General features: G+C 37.1%; 12 protein-coding genes. All 12 read right to left on the bottom strand.

Going from position 1 to position 22,432, the window contains the following annotated elements:
- The coding region (locus tag B143_RS10145; RefSeq protein ID WP_428837380.1) for a calcium-binding protein at window positions 1-1,523 on the bottom strand (1,523 nt) is incomplete at its 3' end.
- A gap of 3,822 nt (window positions 1,524-5,345) precedes the next feature.
- Complete coding sequence (locus tag B143_RS0106495; RefSeq protein ID WP_008315648.1) at window positions 5,346-6,329, bottom strand: toxin-antitoxin system YwqK family antitoxin; 984 nt, start codon at window positions 6,327-6,329, stop codon at window positions 5,346-5,348.
- 30 nt (window positions 6,330-6,359) lie between these two features.
- Window positions 6,360-7,793, bottom strand: coding sequence for an HlyD family type I secretion periplasmic adaptor subunit (locus B143_RS0106490; RefSeq protein WP_008315649.1), 1,434 nt, complete (start codon window positions 7,791-7,793; stop codon window positions 6,360-6,362).
- 12 nt (window positions 7,794-7,805) lie between these two features.
- Entirely contained in the window at window positions 7,806-9,947 is a 2,142-nt protein-coding gene (locus B143_RS0106485) for a type I secretion system permease/ATPase (RefSeq protein WP_018122655.1), read from the bottom strand.
- A gap of 198 nt (window positions 9,948-10,145) precedes the next feature.
- Window positions 10,146-11,708 (bottom strand): Tn7-like element transposition protein TnsE, encoded by a 1,563-nt coding sequence (locus B143_RS0106480; protein WP_008315651.1) that lies wholly within the window; start codon window positions 11,706-11,708, stop codon window positions 10,146-10,148.
- A complete protein-coding gene (locus B143_RS0106475) occupies window positions 11,705-13,261 on the bottom strand; it encodes a TnsD family Tn7-like transposition protein (protein ID WP_008315652.1) in 1,557 nt (518 codons plus the stop codon). The genes B143_RS0106480 and B143_RS0106475 overlap by 4 nt, the downstream gene beginning before the upstream one ends.
- Window positions 13,262-13,263: 2 nt before the next feature.
- Window positions 13,264-14,940, bottom strand: coding sequence for an AAA family ATPase (locus B143_RS0106470; protein WP_008315653.1), 1,677 nt, complete (start codon window positions 14,938-14,940; stop codon window positions 13,264-13,266).
- An 18-nt stretch (window positions 14,941-14,958) separates the two neighbouring features.
- Window positions 14,959-17,061: a Mu transposase C-terminal domain-containing protein gene (locus tag B143_RS0106465; RefSeq protein ID WP_018122654.1), complete on the bottom strand. Its 2,103-nt coding sequence runs from the start codon at window positions 17,059-17,061 to the stop codon at window positions 14,959-14,961.
- Window positions 17,045-17,860, bottom strand: coding sequence for a heteromeric transposase endonuclease subunit TnsA (locus B143_RS0106460; protein WP_008315655.1), 816 nt, complete (start codon window positions 17,858-17,860; stop codon window positions 17,045-17,047). Before B143_RS0106460 ends, B143_RS0106465 begins: the two co-directional genes overlap by 17 nt.
- Window positions 17,861-18,011: 151 nt before the next feature.
- Window positions 18,012-19,802 (bottom strand): glutamine--fructose-6-phosphate transaminase (isomerizing), encoded by a 1,791-nt coding sequence (gene glmS / locus B143_RS0106455; RefSeq protein ID WP_018122652.1) that lies wholly within the window; start codon window positions 19,800-19,802, stop codon window positions 18,012-18,014.
- A gap of 21 nt (window positions 19,803-19,823) precedes the next feature.
- On the bottom strand, window positions 19,824-21,275 hold the full coding sequence (der, locus tag B143_RS0106450; RefSeq protein WP_018122651.1) for a ribosome biogenesis GTPase Der: 1,452 nt from the start codon (window positions 21,273-21,275) through the stop codon (window positions 19,824-19,826).
- 3 nt (window positions 21,276-21,278) lie between these two features.
- Window positions 21,279-22,427, bottom strand: coding sequence for an outer membrane protein assembly factor BamB (gene bamB / locus B143_RS0106445; RefSeq protein WP_018122650.1), 1,149 nt, complete (start codon window positions 22,425-22,427; stop codon window positions 21,279-21,281).
- Window positions 22,428-22,432: the final 5 nt, after the last annotated feature.

Here is a 22,432-nt window from a genome sequence, read left to right as displayed (position 1 = left end):
TATTTAACCTTATTGGTTAACCAAGCAGCTTCGCCTGAAGCATAATATCCATTTTGGAAAAAATCTTCGATTCTAACTGAATCATTTTCACTATACTGAATTAATAAATCCTTCCCTTGAGCATGGTAAGTAACCTGCTTATTATCAATATCTAAGAATCGAATCGTATCATGATCATCAGCNGAGNCATTATTTGTTCGGATAGTGTCATTACCATCACCCAAGCTGAATTGATAGGTATCGCTACCTGCACCACCCACTAAACGGTCATTACCTTTGCCGCCAATGAGAGTGTCATTGCCTGTGCCTGTTGTAATTCTATCGTCATAGTCACTACCTGTTACATGATGCACATCTTTGGCTTCACCTGATAATTCAATCGTGTGCCCTTTAGCAATATCTACATTCGCAACTACAGTGATATCACCTCTCCAGTGAATCCCTGTTAAATCACTGCCTTGGCTTTCCCATTGAATTAATTTTGACTGTGCCAATTCTTCTAAAGTCAGGACAACATTATCTTTAAATTTAAAGTATTTAACCTTATTGGTTAGCCAAGCAGAATTACTAGAACCTTTTCCATTCTTAAAGAAATCTTTTATGATGACAGAATCACTTTCTGTATATTGAATCAGAAGGTCTGAGCCTTGGTTATAGTAATGTACATCTTTACTATTGATTTCATTAAAGACGATTGTATCGTGGTCATTTATTTCATGATTCAGAGTTTTAATTGTTGTTGTTTCATCACCAACATTAACAATATATACATCACTCCCAGCCCCCCCACTTAACAAATCATTCCCCTTACCTCCAATTAATGTATCATTTCCTCCATCCCCATATAATTCATCATCACCATCTCCACCATGAATATAGTCATCGCCATCTCCACCAAAAACTACATCATTACCACCTAATGCCTCAATTCTATTATCTTCAGCATCTAAATATAAAACATCATCCCCATTTGTTGCTACTGGTACTAATTTTTGAAGGACATCCTCTACAGTCCAAACAACCCGATTAGGATCAGAAAATACTATTTTTTCTATTACTCCTTCTGCTAGAGTGCCATCAAAATCAAAATAATTTTGAATCTCAATGACATCATTAGTCAAATTACCCAGATCATCAATCCGCGTTAAAAAGACACTAGTTAATCCTCGGGAAATATTTATATGTTCTGGCTGAATACCACGAAAAATAATTTCATCATTTTGACCACTGCTATCATAGATTTTATCACTACCAAATCCGGTTTCAAAAATATAAGAATCTGATCCTGCACCACCTTGTAATGTGTCATTTCCTGCACCACCATGAATAGTATCTCGTTCATTTGTTCCGCGCAGTGAATTATTCCCACTATCACCTTCAATATTTTTATCATCAATAATCAGGAACAATCCTAAATTATTCGCTCTCAAATAAGAAAGATTATCTTCCCATGATGCCTTATATACACTACTATATATACCTAAGTCATGTGCGATTTTACCTAGTTGCTTAATAGTACCCATATCACCAGATTGATGTAACTCGTATAATTGAGCATTCAGCTTATCCCATTGATAAATACTTATCTTTTCTTTTTTATTATAAGATTTTTTAAAATATGGGCTGGTAGAGGCTAATAAGTTTGCATTAACATAATCTGCAAATTTTTTAAATTCAGCAACTAATAATGGTGAGGCTCTACCATGTGGATTTGGATCCAACTCCCCCCAACACCACGTTCCCATATATCCTTTTCCAACTAAATTTTCTAAAGATACCAATTGCCTTGCATCCATTACATGCCCATAAACCTTGGCAGGATCACGGCTATTTGGATCAATTAACGAAGAACCAGTCCATTGATATATTAGATTATAAAGATTTTCCTCAGTTTGATTATTAGCAGAAGATATATAATTCTGAATCATATCACGAAGGGTATGGTCTAATGCCATTGCTTGTCTCAGGTTTAATACATTACCAAATGCATATATATTTGGTAAATCAAATATCTCTTCAGGTATTTCAATTTCCTGAGTAGATTTTGTTTTAGCAGGGTCAACTTGAAACCAGACATCTGTAACATCTGTGGCTCTACCGTCCATCCAAGTTACTGTTGATGTCTGTTTATGGATATTACCTGATTCATCTGTCTGATTAATATTTCGATATGCTAAATTAATTTCTTTAAGGCCTATCTGATCTAAGGTTTTTAATTCCCCTATATCTACAATGCCATCTTGATTAAAATCCTGCCAAACTTTTAACTCTTTCCAAATACTATCTTGATTATCTAATTTATCATTTTTATTAACATCAAATTCTTTCAATCCTTCAAAACCATTTTTTGCTTTTGAACCATCTTGCAAAATAGTATGATTTCCAAATAGCTCAGAGCCATTATCAATCTTACCATTGCTGTTACGATCTAGCACAAGCAAACCATCATTATCATCAACCCAACCAGATTGTTCTGCAAATGTATTGCTATCTAAATCAAAATAAAATGTATTGTTTTTAGAAGTAGTTTTAACTCCATCACCATTTAAATCTATGATTATAGGAGATTGGACCTGCTCTGCATCTCCAATATTAGGAGTACTATCATTAGGATCTTCATCATCTTCTGTAGTTAATCTTACATGTACTGTATCATCAATCTTATTATCTTTTTCATCTACATAACTAGCAGTGATTGTCAAATCTAAGTCTTCATCACCTAATACTTCACTGCTATTTAAAATAGTAATTGCTATGCTACCTAATGCTTGTTGATCAAACGTATCATTATCTACATAAAATTGAATTTTATTATCATTAACTACTAACTCTTTTCCTTGTACATTAAGAGCTGTTCCATTTTCCAATCCATTGAATTTTAATGTAACCAACTCTCCTTTTTTAGGATTTAGGCGAAAATGAACATAGAACATTAATTCACCTGAACCTCTCCATGTTAACTTTGAAGGAGGGATTTCGCCATCAATCATATCATTATGTTCAGAATCATTAATAATCAGCTTATTGGTAACTAAGTTAATGCCTAAATCACCATCTTTAAAATCATTAATAATTACGACAGAATCATCTTTAGCAGCTTCTTTTGATCTTTGCGCATCTTGAAAACTAGTAATTGTTAATGTATATGAGCCATTACTATTAGCATTTGTAGTATTTTCAACTGCATATAAATTCCATTTATCCTGATAAACCCAATTATTCTCAACAATATTGCCATCTACAATGAGCGGCTTCCAATGTTTGGGATTAGATGTATCAATTTTCTCACCATTGTAATAAATTACACCCTTACCATCTTTATCTGTGAGATTGTAAATTGCACCACCTTTAGCATTAAACTTGTAGATATCATGGCCACCCTCGTCCACAATAGTGATTTCTGTTTCATCTGCCCACTGATTACCTGTATTAACGGTATTAAACGAACTACCTTCAAAAAGATAATAATCATTCCTAGAGCCGTAATCTGTAATGCTTAAAGAACCATTGAAGCTTGTAAAAGAATAAACATCTTCTACCTCAGAACTTTTATTATTTTGCGCAGGTGCAGCTGAGTTGGCATCTTTTTCTTTACCATCAATAATTGTAATTTCAACTTCTTTGAATGATGCATTAGAATACTTAAAATCATATGTATCACTGCCTTGTAAATCAGTTGCAGTATATTTTCCTGAAAAGTCCGTTACAATGTATTTATCATCTCCATGCACATCGAAACTAACGTGTCCTATACCATTTGACCCATCTAACAGTTTGCTTGTGCCTTTTAAATGGTATTGATCATTCCCATAGCCCGCTTCAACATGATCATTACCATCAAAGCCAAAGTGGATAATATCATTGCCATAACCACCATAAATCTCACTGCTTATGGTATTACCTACTCCTCCTTTGAGAGCTTGAAGTATTTTTCCTTGGTCACCATAAATGCTTTCTAAGTCAAAAATATATTGTTTTTCATCTCCATAGGCTGATGGAAAAACTCCTGTTTGTGATTGAGCAACTAGCTTTGCATTCTCATATGGTGAAAATTCAATTCCATTTTTAACATCGAAAAAATAACCATTTGCTGTATTTCTAACAGTGGTATTTAATATTAAGTTATCTGACTGATCTTCAAGATGATATTTTGCTAATAAATCCAAATACGATAATCTAGCCGAAAAAAAATTCTGGTTAAAAATATTATTATCTGAAAGTTTTAAATCCTTATGAATTCCTTTGTCATCATAATTAATACCTGTAATTATAAAAAAGTTTCCTTTTAATAAGGCATATCGATAACTTAGTAATTCTTTTTGTTTATCAGATAATTCAATTATTCCATCTTGTACTATCAACGTGTCAATTGTATATTCACCACCTTGCACAGCAATTTTGTTAAATAAACTTTCTAGTTTATGTTTATAGTAATAAGCTTGCTCCCTTTTCGGTGGGTCATTAACTTTCTTTTCACCAAAAATTTCTAATAAAGCATTCAACATATTGAAAGGTTCGTTTGAAATAGTACTAATACCAAACAAAAACGATGCATAATCTAGGCCTGTAGCGTTTAAAGATCCTAAATATTGACTTAATTTTTTAGCAGCATCAAATTCTGCCACAGTAATTTCTTTTCCACTCGAATTACCCTCCTCTTTATTCAGTAAAGATAATTTAACCACAAAAGCTGCAAATGGCTCTGTGATAGACCAATTGTCTCCAACATATTTTTGGCTATTTGTATCACTTACAATATCAGTAAGATCTTTTTCTATCCTCAGATTATGATCTAAATAAAATTGTTGTAATTTAACTTCAGTCTCTTTTAGTTGAGCTTCATATTCATCAAGTCTATGCGTGGCTAACATACCGAGTAAAGTTACTGCAACGTTAATTGTTTTTATTATGGGTGTTGATGACAATCCAGGCATGCTAGTGATAATTTCAGCAGACTTTGTTAATACTTGTATAAGTTTACCTTGTGCCCTATAAGATAATTTATAGTTATTAGTATTCTCTGCATCTTTAATTAAAAATACATTTAATTGTGCTACATCATCTAATAATTTCTTAAAATCAAATGCTCCTTTGAGAATAGTTAGAGAATCCGCAATATGCGGCTGCATTTTATACTTTTTGATTATGTCTAACTCTGATAATTCAGCTATATCTTTATACAACCCCATAAGGTCTATAGATAAAGAAAGAATGGCAAACATTCTATCATCCTCTGAAATGCCATTTAATTTTGCCCAGTCATTTAAAGCACCTTTTGAGCCCAAGGCTAACTGCATTAATTCTTGATATGAATTCATCTTATATTACCTTTTTTAATTTATAAATTATATTTGATCAAAATCTTTAAGCGGAGGGACTTTCTGGCACTTCACATCAGGTCTATAATTAACAGCTTCACGACTATGTTGCTCCCTATTGTTTTGCAAAAAAGCTTTACGAATTAGCACGCCATTTTCATCCCATTGTTGACACCAACCATTGGCATATCCAAAATCATCGAAGAGAATTTCGGCATATTTTCGACCAGATTCATACCAATAAGTTGCAATCCCCTGTATTAATCGATCTTTATAATTGGCTTCAAAATATTTTTTACCCGATTTGTACCAATAAGTTGTCTTCTGTTGCTTAGCCTGATACCTATCTTCAAAATACTTGTACTGGGGCTCTCCTGATGGATAATATCCAATAACAACAGTTAAATCTAAATCTGGATCAAAAAATGTTTCATATTTAAGAGTCCCATCTTCACGCCAAGATTTTCTGTACTCTTTTTCAAGTAACCGACTGTTTTTATATGACTCTTCACGCTTATTACCATTGATATACCACTGAGTATTGTGCTCTCCAAACGATCGATTTTCATCAGTGCGATCATATTGAGAAATTGAACTAATTGTATGTTGTGAATTGTCAAAATAATTTTTTCTCTCACCCACTAAAAAGCCATTTCTGTAGGAAGCTTCACTTGAAATTAAACCATTTTTATACCAGAGAATATATTTTCCTTCTTTTCTCCCTTCAAGAAGTACATACTCCTCTTTTTTCTCACCAGTATCATAATGCGTTACAATCTTTTCAACTTTACCTTCGCCTTTAGCAATGCGTTCTAACCGAGCCTCTTCTTCTAATTTACGATTAATGGCATCTTGTCTATTTTCTTCTATCATTTTTCGAATACTTTGATTACGCTCTTGCAATAAACGAGCATATTCACGTTTTTGATAATCTTGATACTGCGAATATCCAAAATATCCACCACCTAACACAGTGATAATTGCTAATCCTATTAAACTTTTCTTCAACATATATTCTTCCTTTCAGTTTTAATTTTATTTCTATAATTCACGCATACTCTCACCCACCTTCGTTTGAAGTGGGCTCAAGAAATAATCTATTACTCGGCGTTCTCTGATCTTAATCTCAGCCGTCACATTCATGCCTGCTGTGAGCGGTATTTTCTTTTCATTAATCATTAAAAAGTCTTTATCCAGTTTAATAATCGCTTGGTACACCAATCCATAATCTTGATGCTCGATTGCATCAAAGCTGATGCTTTTCACTCTACCTGTAATATAGCCATATCGAGTATATGGGAAGCTTTCCACTTTGATCACAACCTCTTGGTTATGTTCAATAAAGCCAATATCTTTATTGGGCACTAATGCTTCCACTTCCATAAAGTCACCTTCAGGCACAATCACCATCAACTCTTCACCATGGGAAACCACACCACCTTCTGTATGAATATTCAGCTGTTGCACTGTGCCATTGGCTGGCGCTTTAATGTGAGCTTGATCCATGCGGTGCTTTGCTCGTTGGCTATCTGCTAGATATTGAGGAACCAGCTCTTGAGCTTCTCGCAAGCCGTTTAATATCTCTTGTTTGAGTTGGTATTCAGTGTATTGACGCTCTTTCTCTAACTGAATTTTCCCTTCATTGATCTCAATGAGCCGGCTCTCTTGCGAAACCAATTCATGTTTAGCATTGATATGATCTTGTCTCTTTTGGTTATATTGATGTTTAGAGACACCTTTACTCTTATTATTGCTGAGCTTTTCATAGTCCTGTAGCTCTTCTTCGATGAGTTCAATGTTTTGTGTGAGCTTTTCCACTTGGGCATTGGTGGTACGATACTCTGCATCTTTCTGACGAATGGCTGAACCATAACGATCATCTTGAGATTGCCACAGCTGATACTGGTTTTGTACCAATTGCTCAGCCTGTTTGAGTTCATCGATTGTGATGCGTTCTGTGGCTTCTTCTGTGATGAGTGGCATTTCTTGATTTTGCAGTGCTTTAATCAAAGCTTCAGAGCGGTATTTTAAAAGCGTTGCCGCTTCTAATGATTGCTCTGCTTTTTCATAATCTTGATCCGCACCTAAGAAATCTAACGTGACTAAAGGGTCATCTTTTTTAACCTCATCACCATTCTTCACATAGATTTTAACAATCCCACCATCTTCTAGGCTTTTGATGGCTTTACTGCGCCCGCTTAATACGGTTTTACCTTGCGCAGTTGCCACAACCTCCATATGACCTAAGATGGCCCATAGAAGAGTGATGACAAAAAAGAGCATGATCAATCGTGCAGCCCATTTAGGTGCATTGGATAAAGGGGTTTCCACCAACTCTAATTGAGCAGGTAGAAATGCACGTTCATCCTCATCACGTTTTGGTGGATCTAATTGTTCTCTGATATTCCAAACGGCTTTCCAAATCTCTTTGTAACGTTTGAACATGGCACCTAAGCCTTCTTTCCATAATCCCATGGTTTAATCTCCTTAGCCATTCTGTAACTGGTGGAGATAGGCGTAGTAACCGTTCTCTTTTTTCAATAAGTCATCGTGTTTACCTTCTTCCACAATGACACCTTTATCCATCGCAATGATTCTAGTTGCCATCCGCACTGTGGATAGGCGATGGGCAATGATCAATACTGTACGACCACGGCAGATATCTTTCATATTCTTCATGATGGCATGTTCAGATTCATAATCTAAAGCACTCGTTGCTTCATCAAAGATTAATATTCTAGGATTGCCAATCAATGCACGAGCAATGGCGATGCGTTGTCTTTGACCACCTGACAGTGTGGAACCATGTTCGCCTACCATGGTGTCATAGCCTTCTGGGAGTTCCATGATAAAGTCATGAGCACCTGCCAATTTAGCAGCAGCCATCACACGTTCTAATGTCATACCAGGATCAGAGAGTGCAATATTATCTTTGACGGATCGATTGAATAATAAGTTCTCTTGCAGCACTACACCAATCTGACGGCGCAGCCATGCAGGATCAGCCAAAGATAGATCATTGCCATCAATGAGCACTCGCCCTCGCTCAGGGACATAAAGCCGTTGGACTAATTTGGTTAATGTACTTTTACCTGAACCTGATCGACCTACGATGCCGATGATCTCACCTGCTTGAATGGTAAGGTTAGTATTTTTTAAAATTTCAGGGCCATCGGGACGATAGCGGAACACGATATTTTCAAAAGTGATGTCACCTTTAATGGGTGGCAATGCCAACTGGCTTTTAGGATTTTCTGTCGGAGTATTTAAAATATCCCCTAAGCGAGCAACCGAGATACCTACTTGCTGAAAGTCCTGCCATAGCTGAGCTAATCTTACAATCGGTGCTGCCACTTGCCCTGCGAGCATATTAAAGGCAATCAATTGACCCACTGTCATTTCACCTTTAATAACAAGTTGAGCCCCTAACCATAGTGTCATCACAGAGACAATCTTTTGAATCAGTTGCACACCTTGTTGACCAATGGTGGCTAAACGCGTAACACGAAAGCTTGAGTGAACATAAGCAGCTAACTGTTTATCCCACTGTGTGGTTGCTTGTGGTTCAACTGCCATCGCTTTAATGGTGCCGACACCACTGACTGATTCCACCAAAAATGATTGGTTATGAGCACTCTTTTGGAATTTATCATGTAAACGCGCACGAAGAACTGGGCTGATGAAAGCAGACCAAATTGCATAACAAGGTAATGAAGCCAAAACCACCATCGTTAACCAAACGCTGTAATAAAGCATCACAGCAATGAATATGAATGAGAACAATAAGTCCAATAAAGAAGTTAAGGCCTGCCCTGTTAAGAAGTTACGGATCTGTTCTAACTCACGAATACGGGCAACAGTTTCACCCACACGGCGTGATTCAAAATAAGAGATGGGCAAAGCCAACATATGTCTGAATAGTCGAGCACCCAATTCAACATCAATACGGCTTGTGGTATGGGCAAAGATATAGGTTCTTAAACCATTCAACACCACATCAAACAATGTAATGACAACTAAGCCAATGACAATGACATCTAAAGTAGTTAAACCACGATGTACTAATACTTTATCCATCACCACTTGGAAAAAGAGTGGCGTCACTAAAGCAAATAACTGTACAAATACAGAAATTAATAGAACTTCACCTAAAATTTTACGGTATTTAATGACAGCAGGAATAAACCATGTGAAATCAAACTTACGGAGTTCGCCTAAAATAGAGGCACGAGAAGCCACAACAATGATGCGACCTTCATAACAAACATCAAACTCCTCACGGGATAACATCTGAGGCTTGCCTGTTCTTAAATCATGAATCAATACTTGTTCATCATCTACCCGGGCAATGATGAAGTGTTCACCATCTTCTCGCCATGCTAACGCTGGGAGCGCTGCTAAGTGTAAGCGACTGTTGAGTTGTTTAATGCATTTTGCTTTAAGTTCGAGGTGTTTAGCCGCTAACAACCATTGCGATTGTGTGAGCCCTTTACCTTCAACATCATACTGATGGCTAATATCTTCTGCATTAACAGCAATGCCATGAAAACCTGCCAATAAAACCAATCCTCGTAATGCCAAATCAATGGGTTGATCTGACAGTGAATCCTCTACTTCTGATACTGACATATTTATTATACTTCCGATTTATATTGAAAAATTTAATAGAATAATGGTCTTTTACTAGTTAAATATTTTTTATAATTATAACTAAATCAATCAATCAATCAATCAATCAATCAACACAAATAATAAGTTTTATTTTTAACAATCAATAATATAATATCTTAAGTAATCACAGAATGTATAAGCCCTATAGTCATACTGCTAAACAATACTCAAAACTTGACATAATCTTCTTTGCCAATTAATAAAATCTTCGCTAGCCTCGGTTAACTCCAAGATGCCTTGAGGATGATTTAAAGTATGAACGGTGCCGAATTTTTCTAAACAACTAACTTTCGGCCATCCTAGCGACTTCTGGACTATAGCTTTCAATATCTCATCAATATTCTCATTCCAAACATTGATATCATCAATCTTTAATATCAAAGTTGATACTGACTTATAGTTATCCCTCGTATCTATTTCTAAGATGATAAATTGAGCAGCACCTGTCTCAACTCTAACCTCAAGCACAGATCGATTATTACCGTCTATCGTTCTATGTAGCCGAGAACGCCCAACAGCAGATAAAAAATATAATTTTTCAGTGCAGTGAATATTAGGTCGTTCTGCAAGTCTTTTAATGAGTAGTTTAAATGCTTCAAATCTTTTCATATAAAGTTCTAAAATATCACTATCATCGTCTAGACCAGAAAAGTCTGCTTGACATGCAGTGCCTTCAATCGTAGCTTCATCTGTACTGACATCTAACTCTACAAATTCACTATGTTCTTCATTTTCTGTTCCTTGTGCACTTGACACTCTTTTTTTGATAACCTTTCGAGTTTCGACAGGACTAGCAAAACTAAAGGAGGTTGTTGGAATATCTATCGTTTTTGACTTAGTATCGATATCTGCTTCTTGTTGATCATCAATCGTAGTACTATCCAATGAACCAGTTGGCCTAGATCCACCACTCGCCCTCCCGCCCGTACCAATTTTGAATTTCTCACTAAAAAAGTGTACTTTTTTAGGCAGGTGAGATGGAATATTGCTGATACTTATAATTTCATAAACATGGTAGTTACCAGTCTTCTTATCCATCCAGCCTCTAACCTCTAATGAAATATTTTCTAATTTCGGAGGATCAAATTGAAAATACCATACCTTTTTATCTTTATTGTCTTTAGCATCTTGTATAAAATACCTAGCGATGCTTTCATACGAACAACGAGCATTATCATCTAGTAATATCCATGCTAATAAACGCCTTTGACCTTCATTCTCAAAAATTTTTAAAGGCAAAGTTCCTATGGGCAATACATTTACTAACACTAAGTCATCTTGTCTATCTTGAACCCAAAATTCTCTATTCAATAGCCCATGATCTATACAGTTTCGCGCAAGATAAGTATTATGGAAAAATAAAACTCGTGCAAACTCTATGTGAGGTATGTGAACGGTTATAGCTGGTTCGTCTGATGTAATATAGTCAAATACAAAGGTATTGCCTATACACTCTGAATCAACATCTATACGCCAATTAGAAGTAGAAATATTTTTCAAAATAAATGGATATCCTCCTTTACGAGATTGCCCATCTGATGGATTTATAATCCTTCTCTTTGCAATAGCTGGTAAATTTGACAACCGAGTATGCAATATCTGATCTTTTCCATCACTTCTTATACATAGCTCAATATTCCACGATTTTAAATCACGAAACTTAAAAATATTAGCAATATACCGTATTTGGGAGTCTTCTGGGCAGCCTTTTACTTTCATATACTCACCTTTTTAATTTGTTGATTCACAATATTATGTACCTCAGCTAAAAATTGATTGGCTTCAGGACTAATTCTCTCATCACTTAATCTAGCTAGTCGTAACACTTCCCAACGCTGTAGATATTCTTTGTTTAAAAAGCTATCAATTAAAACTCGACTTAACCGCCTTATTTGATAATCACTAATATCTTCACTACATTGACCTAAAAATTTGGATACTTTGGGTAGCTTATCCAAATTTTTCTCAATCAGAGAAACAGCACCAATTTGTTGCATCCACCATTTTTTGGATTTACGAGGCAATATTAAATCCATATAAATTTGCTTATCTAGGCTAATCAAAGATTTTACTAACTCAACATCTCGCTTTTCCCAGTCAACTATGAGTCCTTTAGGTATATAATACTGATGATATCTTTTATTAGTCTTCATAAGCCATTGCTGATCATTTCGATACAACCAGGCATACAGTGCTTGATGGGCTTTCCTAGCTTCTTTAACAGAAGACTTATTATTCTCTATCAACTTTAACCAAAGATTACGATTTTCTTCAATCATTGCCATATCAACTTTATGTATATTTTTAGTTTGGTCTTTATATAGAAGCTGTTTAAATGGCTGATTTTTTACTTCAGCGATAATTTCTGAAAAAGTCCATGCCTGACCTTCTAACATAGATTCAATAGCAATAATATGTTCCATATAACTAAATGACTTACGATGCTTTCGAAAAATACCTCGAAGCCAGCCTGTTTCACAATCAAGCTTATTTAAGTTATTTTGCTCTAAAAATTCTAACGACCACCTTTTCTTTACTTTCTCTATAATACGCTGATGATCTATATGTTGAGAACCCTTAATACAATCATAGGAGCGAGCTAAACCTTGATAAAAGGCTGTCCATTGCATTAAATCAGGAGAAACTTGAACACCTAAAGATAATAGTTCAGCTATCTTAGATGTAATAAACAGATCATATTCACTAGCACTCTCTTGCTTATATATTAGACAATTTCTAGTATTAGGTGCAATAAAATCATGCCGAGAAGCTGGTCTATACTCGATTAACGAATCTACTAATTTATTGCCATGTTTGATACAGCAATTAGCTCCTGAAATCTGCCAAATACGCGCCCAATACCATTCACCATGTATTTTAAACTGCTCATCAAAACATTGGGGACAGTAACGAATATACTTTAAGGAAGGAAGCCTAGATGCATTGCGACCAATAGATAAATGTATTGCACCTTGCGAATATCCAGACATCCATTTTAAACACTCCTGCCTTCTATTTTCAGGAATAAATGGAGCGTACAAAAGAAAAAGAGTATGCTGATGTACTAAATGATGTAGGTTAAAAATATTTTGAGGATAATGACTAAGAATCTTAGATAAATGACAAGGCAAATCAACGGTTGCAACCACACCTCTATCTTCAAAAACATCATCTAACAGCTGCTTTGGACTAATCAGCCCTGTCCTAATTTTATACCTTGCAACTGTACTATAGATTAATTCTTCAGGATACGGCATAGGAAGATTGATCATATTTACCCTACTTTAGGTAGCCAATCGTCAATCTCAAAAATTAACGACGTATTATCTCTTAAATACTCATAAAATGGCTCACCTTCTTCTCTTTGAGTAAACTGAAAACGTAAGTCATCAGAATCTAATGTATGCCACTCTTTCTGCTTAATAGGTTTTGAGATTTTTGTCCCCCCTTTTGCCTTCACATTGCTTTTTAATGAAGTAATTTCTATCTTATCTTCTTTCAGCCAGTCTAAAATGATGGGTATTAAATCAGCAATACCTGCTTCAGGCAACTCAAAAACAGCCCTGTTAACTGTGGGAATTAAAAGACGAGAGTCCAATCCCATTTCTACTAACATACGATGTAATCTAATACTTAATTCATGGCCTTGATATTCTGATATCTCATCAAACTCCGCACTTTCTTGGCCTAACTTACTTTGAAGTTGTAATAACTTTTTATCTATATCTGGCACTACCAAATCTGAAAATTGAGCGATTCTATCAGCTCTTCCAGACTTTAAGGCCTCAATCATAGAATGAATAGGCTTCAAATCCTCATCATAAGTTGTTTGCAATAATTTAACAGTAATGCGTTCTATCCCCGAATCAATAGCTCTTAACTGAGCAAGAACAAAAAGCTTAACAACAACATCTAAAATACCTTGAGATAACTCATACCAACGCTCTCTGATCTCATCAGATAATGTAATATCTACTTTTTTTAACCATTGGTATTTCCATAGATTATCTGTAAAACTATTCCATTCGGATTTATATAGTCTACCATCTGGCAAAGTCATATTAGGTTCTTGAGCCATCTGCTCCCAGAAAATAGAGCCAAAACCTACACCACGACGAGCTGATCTTAAATCTCCCTCAAAAATAAATCTAGCTTTGGGGGTCCCCACCATAATCACTGGAAGACCTACAGTATTTACTAGTGTCACAAAAAAATTTAACATTTTTTCAGCACCACCAGATTTATTAACACTAAGATGCTGAATTTCATCTATGACTAAAAGTCCTATGGCATGATGATTAGAGATTTGGCGCATTAAATTGAGTAGGGTTTCTACACTGTGACGCTTTAAGGCATATTTCTGTTCATAATTAGAATCTAAGGCTTGATCAATAGCTCTAAAAAAGTGAAGGCAAAGGCTTTTAAGAGAGCCATCATGAGGACAATCTATTCTTAGGTAAACTATTTGGGTGAAATTAAACTCAGGATGATAAATGACCTGAGGATAAGTTGATAGAATTTTGTTAAGCGTAGTTGTCTTGCCACTACCAGAGCAACCTATAAATGCTAAACTAAGAGCCGTAGAATTTACTTGAGGAAAACAAACAACATCATCTTTGCCTGACATCAAACGTTCATAACCATTCTGAAGTCGAGTATTCAGTGATCCATCTTTAAGATTACGCCCCACATAGCCTTGGCGAATCATTATTGATAATTTTTTCTCAAGATCAATATGTCGGTCAATAGGTTGGAAAAATTTTCCCATCATCTGAGAAATCAAATGGGCTCGTGCAGATGAGGACGCTTGGCAATCAGATTGATTAAAGTCAATATGACCCTTGAGGATTTTAGCCACCTGTACTGGCTCTAAAATATGAGGTAATGCCTCGATAAATGGATTCCCCTTGTAATCACCAAAACTTTCTTTATAAACTGCATTAATCATCATTATCTTGACCTTCTCTAATCAATCATCTTCAGACAAAATATCATGATAAATAGGAAATTTAAGTGCTAAATCTTCATCACTCAAGTCTACTTTATTATCACTATCTACCTTCCTTGTAGATAACCTAATTAACGTCCCTTGTTGACTTTTATTTTTTCGTCTATCTTTACGCTCATCATCTTTTGCTTTCTTCCTATTATTATTAATATTTGCTAACTGATCTGCTTTGGTTTTAACTATTCTTGGCTTGGCATTGATGGCTTCCTGAATGATTTTTTCATTTTCTTGCTCAAGCATTTCCAATGCTAAACTACTTTTAAGTTCCTGATAAGCTGCTGTTTTTTTCTGTTCTTCTTGTATTTGCCACACTTCCCAAAAACTACAACCTTTAAACTCTCTTGAGCGATCAGATAGATGAGCCTTCCAGTAATTAAGACTATTTTGCTCATAAAATATATAAATTGTATCCGCATCTAAAGGATCATACGCAACTTCAAGTGACTTGGGTCTATTAATTGTATTTTTCCGATGTAACCACCCGTGCTCTCTAATTTCAGAGCAAATATAATAATTACCAAAGAGCTTAATACCTAAATCTGAAAATGTAGCTTTCTTTCGAGGTAATAACGCAATATATAAAGCTTTCGCCGACACCGAACGAAGCCTGCCTGTGCGATTCTGTATCCCCCAATTCCATAATTCAATAGGAACTAAGGGTAAATCAGCAGGCATATCACTATCTCTGTCGTAGTAACTTAATTGATGAGTATTGTTATGCATTAAAATTGAATTAATAATAATTTTCTTAAAATCTGAGATTGTTAAAGCAGCATCTAAACGATAATCATTTCCACCCTTTTTTTTCTCTTTAACCCCCGTGACTACTCCAGGAGCAAATGGCTTAAACTTTGCCTGCATGGTTTTAAAATATCGTTCTACAATAGGTTTTAAATCACCACGATAAGGCGGTGTATTTTCTATTCGAACTGAAAAATTCTTTTCCAAGGTCTCAATTTGATGTCCCAATAGCTCACCACGATCTGCAAGAATAGCATCAGGTAAACCTATACATGGCCAATTATCATCTGTGATGTTTATGCCATATTTGCTACAGTAACTTTGTTTATCTGATACCGCCATTTCTAAAGCCTGAATACTTGTAGCATAGGAAGGATTTTCAAATCCAATATAAAAACCTGCTACCATACGACTGAATACATCTGTAACAAAATAAATCACTGGACGACCTACAATGCTCTGTCTATCTGAATCAGATACCAGATAAATATCTGCAATTGTAGCGTCAATTTCATATCGTGAACCAGGGCCGAGAACTTGCATATTAACTGTTGACTTTAACTGCCTCACATCTTTGTTATAGCTAATCTTGTTATACCTAGCTTTAAGTTTCTGAACAGAAGTAAAATTCTTGCTATAAAAGTATTTAAATTGCCAGATGCTAGGAAAATCTTCTTCTTTAGCTTCGGAATTTAGAGAACGATACATTACCTTAAATTTTCGGTATGCATAAACAACGGGAAACTTCTTATCGTTTAATAGGTATTTATTGATGATGATAGAAAAAAGCCTTTCTATATCTTCGTTAATCACAGCAGTCATCCCTTTCTTATAAACTCTAGGCCTACCTAACTCTTTATTTTTGGCAATACGTTTCTTACCTTTTGCCCCAGAATTTTTATAATTTGGAAGTAGTGCATTAGGCACTTGGCCTCTTTGCCAGTACATTCTGATAAGACGGTAAAGTGTTTGATTTGTACACCCATCATTGCTTACAATATTATTAATTAATCGAGATCGTGTCTCTGGTTGATAATACAAAGCATCTGAAATAACAGGTTGTATTAGCTGAAAATTTTTATCTCTTTTAATTTGAGCAGTAGTACCTTCTTTTGGAGACTCTAATAATAAATAACTAAAGGGATCATCTATTAAATAACAGCTTCCATCTTCTATCAATTCAACTAAATTTCTTAAAGAGATTAATTCTGGTAGCGCTTTGGCTTTTTCGATGTCTATCCAAACTAGAGTATCTTCAGACAAGTATTTTAAAATTCTAAAATTTTTACCTTGGTTATTGTAAACATCATTGATTCGCAGCATATCTAAGCTCCTCAGATATCAACTCCCAATAATGAGAGTTACTTATTTGAATATCATTACATTTCAATTTTCTAAAATCTATACGAAGATCAAATGTAAAAAATCTCAACCCTAGTAGAGTTCTTAGCTCTTTTAGAGATTTACCTGCCTCATGGAAGTAAGCAGTATCTATGGTTTTACACAAATCAATAAATTTTTTATCTGGATATTTAGCAAGTTCATTAGCGTAAAAAATTAAATTACCTTGAGCATCAAAGGACCTGTCTTCTCTCACCTCTGGATAAAGCCATTTAATATTATTTTGAATAGCTTTCGGTATATCTTTTTCAGTAACTATCTGCCATGGAATACCTTTAGAATTCCAGTATCGACGTTCTATCTCTAATTTCTCTATGACTCGGGGTTTCTTTAGTTCATTTGCATATTTTGCCTGCAAAACAAGTTGACTAAATTTTTTATCAGAGCTAACAACATAAAAGTCTGATGTCATAACATGAACATTGCCTCCAATTGCAGGATGTTTTACCTGTATGTACTCTGCAATTTCAATAGTCTCATCAAATTTAAGAGGAAATTGCTCTCGGATATCTATAACTTTAGAATTCCACTCGAGAAATAAAAATATTGCTAATTCTAAATCTGACATCAAATGATGAGTACGTCTTGTTTTATGTCCAAAAACACGATGTGATCGGCCTGATGAAGATATATCAGAAATTTTTATCCAAGGTTTATAATCAGCTAGTTCACCTTGACCTCGACCTTCTTTAAGCCACTTTTCTTGATTCTTTGAGAGCATAAAAAAACCTCTTGCCATTATTACAATAAACAATAGCAAGAGGTATTCATTGCGTCAATAGAATGATACTTTATTACCTAAGATGATACTTTATTACTTAAGATGAAACTTTATTACTCGCTTACAACTGAGTCAATAGAATGATATTTTCTTACTCAACCGTCACAGATTTAGCGAGATTACGAGGTTGATCCACGTCTGTGCCCTTAATGCAGGCAACATGATAAGAGAATAATTGTAAAGCAATGGACACCAAAATGGGTGCACTCATTTCTGGCATTTCTGGCAACTCAATCTCATGGCCAAAGCCGATGGTTTGTGTCACAGAACGCTCTTTGAAAATATACAAGCGACCATTGCGAGCATTGATTTCTTCAAGGTTGGCAATCATTTTATCCGTTAACGCATTTTTTGTCACAATGGCAATGACTGGCATATTTTTGTCCACCAACGCCAATGGACCATGCTTTAATTCGCCGGCAGGATAGCTCTCTGCATGAATGTAAGAGATCTCTTTTAACTTCAATGCACCTTCCATCGCAATCGGATACAAAATTCCACGTGCCACAAATAAAGCACTGGTGGATTCTGCAAACTCTGCGCTGATTTTTTCAATCGTTTCATCAAGTGCCAGCATGGATTCTGCATAAAATGGCAATGAGGTTAAAGCATCACTCATCGCATGATCTTTGTGATGAGAAAATGCATCCGCAAGCATCAATAAAACCGTCAATTGCGTGGTGAATGCTTTTGTGGATGCCACACCAATTTCACGCCCTGCATGGGTTAAAATGGTCCAGTTAGACTCACGCGTAATGGCGCTGTCTGCACTGTTTGTAATCGCTAAATACCCTAAAAATGGCTTTTGTTTCGCCAATTTTAATGCCTCAATCGTATCTAATGTTTCCCCTGATTGAGAAATGGAGATAAAGAGCGTATTTTTCGGCGTCACGCTTTGACGATAGCGATATTCACTCGCCACTTCCACATGGCACGCAATGCCAATGGATTCAAACCAATATTTTGCCACCAAACCTGCATGATAACTTGTGCCACATGCGTTAATGTGCACCGCCTCAATTTGATCAGCCATTTGAGCATCACAACCAAGCAATTGCGCTAAATCCACTTTGAGACGATTTTGCAACGTATCACTGAGGGCTTTAGGCTGCTCATAAATCTCTTTGAGCATGTAATGCTTATATAAACCTTTATCGGCCGCATCATCAGAAGCATACAATTGCTTAACTGCACGCTCCACAAAGCGCCCTGCTTTATCTTTAATCACCAACGCATCACGCTTTAATTTCACACAATCAAAATCTTCTAAATAGATGAATTGATTCGTAACAGGCAACAATGCAAAAGGATCAGAGGCAATGAAGTATTCACCAATGCCAATGCCCACCACAAGTGGTGTCCCTTTTTTCGCAGCAATGAGTTCATCTGGCACGGTTGAATCCACCACCGCAATGCTAAATGCGCCCTCAAGCTGCTCAAGCGCCGCTTGCACGGATTCATACAACGACATGCCTTGCGCACGATAATGATGAATCAAATGGGCAATCACCTCAGTATCGGTTTCAGAATCAAACTGATAAGCACTCACCAACGTCGCTTTTAATTCTTGATAATTTTCAATGATGCCATTATGCACCACCGCAATCGTACCGCTGACATGCGGGTGCGCATTGCGCTCATGAGGAATGCCATGTGTGGCCCAGCGCGTGTGAGCAATGCCAAGAGAGCCTTTGATGCCATGCTCAAACACTTTCGCTTCTAATGCAGCCACTTTACCTAAACTGCGTTCACGAAAGAGCTCATCATGATCGATCAATGCGACCCCTGCTGAGTCATATCCACGATACTCTAATCGCTTCAAACCGGATAATAACACAGGGCAAATATTACGCTCTGCGATGGCGCCAACAATTCCACACATAGACTGTTCCTTATTATTGTATTACTTACGTTTTTGTTTCAAATGCTTACCCTTACTATTGACAAGCTTTTGTTTATCGGCCTGCACTTTAGTTTGCGCTTTTTCCACCGCATATGGATTGTCGCCCGAACGGAAGTCTAAACGCACTGGTGTGCCTTCTAGCTTCAATTGTGATAAATAAGTATTGGTTAAATAACGCACATAATCCGGCTTCACATGCGTGATGCGCGAACCATGAATCACGATGCGTGGCGGATTTTTACCCCCTTGGTGCGCATAACGTAATTTTGGCGCTAAACCTTGTACCACTGGCGGATGATGCTTGTGCACAGCAGCTTCTAGAATGTTTGACAATTCATTGGTGGTGAATTTCTTCATGGCATTGTCAAAGGCATTGATGGCCATTTTCAATACTTTATCCACATTTGAACCATGCAAAGCGGAAATGAAGATCGGCTTTGTAAAGTCAATGAAGGCAAACTTACGCGTGAACTCTTGCTTGATCCATTCGCGTTCATCATCCGGCAGATGATCCCACTTATTGACTGCAAGCACCAACGCACGGCCAGACTCTAACACATTGCCAAGTAAGCCCGCATCTTGATCCGATAAACCTTCGTGAGCATCAAACACAAACACCACAACGTTCGATTTTTGCATTGCCTCTAAGCTTTTGATGACGCTGAATTTTTCAATTTTGTCATCAATGCGGCTGCGACGACGAATCCCTGCGGTATCGATCAAGATGAACTCACGCCCTTCTTTCTCGAACGGAATTTCAATGGCATCACGCGTTGTACCTGCAACATCACTGGCAAGCACACGCTCTTCACCTAAAATACGGTTAATGAGTGTGGATTTACCTGCATTCGGGCGACCTAAAACCGCTAAGCGAATCGGACCTAAATCCTCTTCTTCATCTTCATCATCAAACTCTTCGCTTTCAGCTTCTTCTTCGTAGGCTAAATCAGGGTAACGATCAAATGTGGAGTGAACCAAATCCAAAATGCCACGATTGTGCGCTGCTGAAATGGCAATCGGATCGCCCATGCCCAAGGTATAAAAAGGTGCAATGGCTAAATCTTCATCTTTGCCTTCAGATTTATTCACCACAACAACCACAGGTTTATTCGTGCGACGAATCATCGCTGCGATCTCTTCATCATAGCCCGTCACATCGTTGCGACCATCTAAAATAAAATAAATTAAATCAGCATCTTCCACCGCTTTCCACACTTGGCCTGCAATGAGGTTATCCATGTGATTGCTGTCATCACCTGATAAACCACCGGTATCAAGCACAATGTACGGAGATTCTTCAGAGCCCACACGCCCCATGCCGTAACGACGGTCACGGGTTAAACCAGGCTGATCGGCCACAAGCGCATCACGCGTACGGGTCAATGCATTGTATAACGTAGATTTTCCGACATTCGGACGCCCTACAAGCGCAATAATTGGTAAGTCTTTCATAAATTAAATCGTAATACGGTAAACGTTACCGGAATGATCCTGGAAAATCACATCGTTATTGAGCGGCAATACATCCGGCATGAAACCAGATTTCGCCACTTTCGTCGAACCAAGGCGCTGACCTGTGTGTTTATCTAACACATGGACATAACCTTCATTATCGCCCACAACGATGCGATCATTAATCAATACAGGGTTGGTTAAGTGGCGGGCATATAACGCCTCACTTTTCCACTCTTCTTGCCCTGTTCTCTTCGATAATGCACCCACATTGCCATCATCATAAGCAACGTATAGTCGTGATGCATCCACCGCTAAACCTGCATAAGCGCCTGCGGCTTTGGTTGCCCAAAGTTTACGGCCATTGTTCAGAGCAACAGCACTCACACCAGAGCGCGCCACAGGAATATAAGCAATATTTTGGTCAATCACGGGTTCAGCATCGATGTCCACAATGCGTGCCATCGCTGTACCCCCACGGGATTCACCCACTTTTTGACCCCAGACAACAGCGCCTGTGTCCACATTTAAATAGCCAATGAGCCCTAAATCCGTTGGCACCAATAGATGCTTGCCCACTACAACGGGGGCTGCGCCACCACGGAGTGCAATTTCTGGCACTTGTACCATATAAGCCCAAGATTGATCACCTGTTTGTGCATCAAAGCTTTCCACAGAGCCGCCAATTGTACGGATGATCACGCGATTGTCCGCCACCACAGGTGAGGTGCTTGCAGCGCCGTATAAATCAGCACTCCACACTTTTTTACCATCTTGAGCAGACAATGCCACCAACTTACCAGATTGCGTGCCCACAAACACTAAATTGCCATTTGTGGCTGCGCCTGTATATAAGGCATCCACTTTTGTGGACCAGCGTTTTTGACCACTGCTGCTGTCAATGGCAGAAACAGAACCATTGGCATTGGCGACATAAATCACGCCTTGACCATCGGCCAATGTAAAGCGCAAACTTGTTTCTTGTGAATTGCCTAAGCCCGATGCGCTCCAAACGGTGCGCACCATTGAAGCATTAACAGAAGCATCAATGGGCGCTGGCACCGGCGCATTACTTTTGCCCACAAAAAATCCTGAACAACCGGTCATGGCGATGCTGGCCATCAATACTGCGGAAATTTTTAATTTATTCATTGTCA

Source organism: Wohlfahrtiimonas chitiniclastica DSM 18708, assembly GCF_000375345.1.
In the GTDB taxonomy this organism is placed as follows: Bacteria; Pseudomonadota; Gammaproteobacteria; order Cardiobacteriales; family Wohlfahrtiimonadaceae; genus Wohlfahrtiimonas; species Wohlfahrtiimonas chitiniclastica.
This window is presented reverse-complemented; position numbering and strand designations above follow the sequence as displayed.

Bases quoted from the DNA above. Each gene is read 5' to 3' on its own strand.
- B143_RS0106495 (WP_008315648.1), bottom strand. From the start codon at position 6,329: ATGTTGAAGAAAAGTTTAATAGGATTAGCAATTATCACTGTGTTAGGT.
- B143_RS0106490 (WP_008315649.1), bottom strand. From the start codon at position 7,793: ATGGGATTATGGAAAGAAGGCTTAGGTGCCATGTTCAAACGTTACAAA.
- B143_RS0106485 (WP_018122655.1), bottom strand. From the start codon at position 9,947: ATGTCAGTATCAGAAGTAGAGGATTCACTGTCAGATCAACCCATTGAT.
- B143_RS0106480 (WP_008315651.1), bottom strand. From the start codon at position 11,708: ATGAAAGTAAAAGGCTGCCCAGAAGACTCCCAAATACGGTATATTGCT.
- B143_RS0106475 (WP_008315652.1), bottom strand. From the start codon at position 13,261: ATGATCAATCTTCCTATGCCGTATCCTGAAGAATTAATCTATAGTACA.
- B143_RS0106470 (WP_008315653.1), bottom strand. From the start codon at position 14,940: ATGATGATTAATGCAGTTTATAAAGAAAGTTTTGGTGATTACAAGGGG.
- B143_RS0106465 (WP_018122654.1), bottom strand. From the start codon at position 17,061: ATGCTGCGAATCAATGATGTTTACAATAACCAAGGTAAAAATTTTAGA.
- B143_RS0106460 (WP_008315655.1), bottom strand. From the start codon at position 17,860: ATGCTCTCAAAGAATCAAGAAAAGTGGCTTAAAGAAGGTCGAGGTCAA.
- glmS (WP_018122652.1), bottom strand. From the start codon at position 19,802: ATGTGTGGAATTGTTGGCGCCATCGCAGAGCGTAATATTTGCCCTGTG.
- der (WP_018122651.1), bottom strand. From the start codon at position 21,275: ATGAAAGACTTACCAATTATTGCGCTTGTAGGGCGTCCGAATGTCGGA.
- bamB (WP_018122650.1), bottom strand. From the start codon at position 22,427: ATGAATAAATTAAAAATTTCCGCAGTATTGATGGCCAGCATCGCCATG.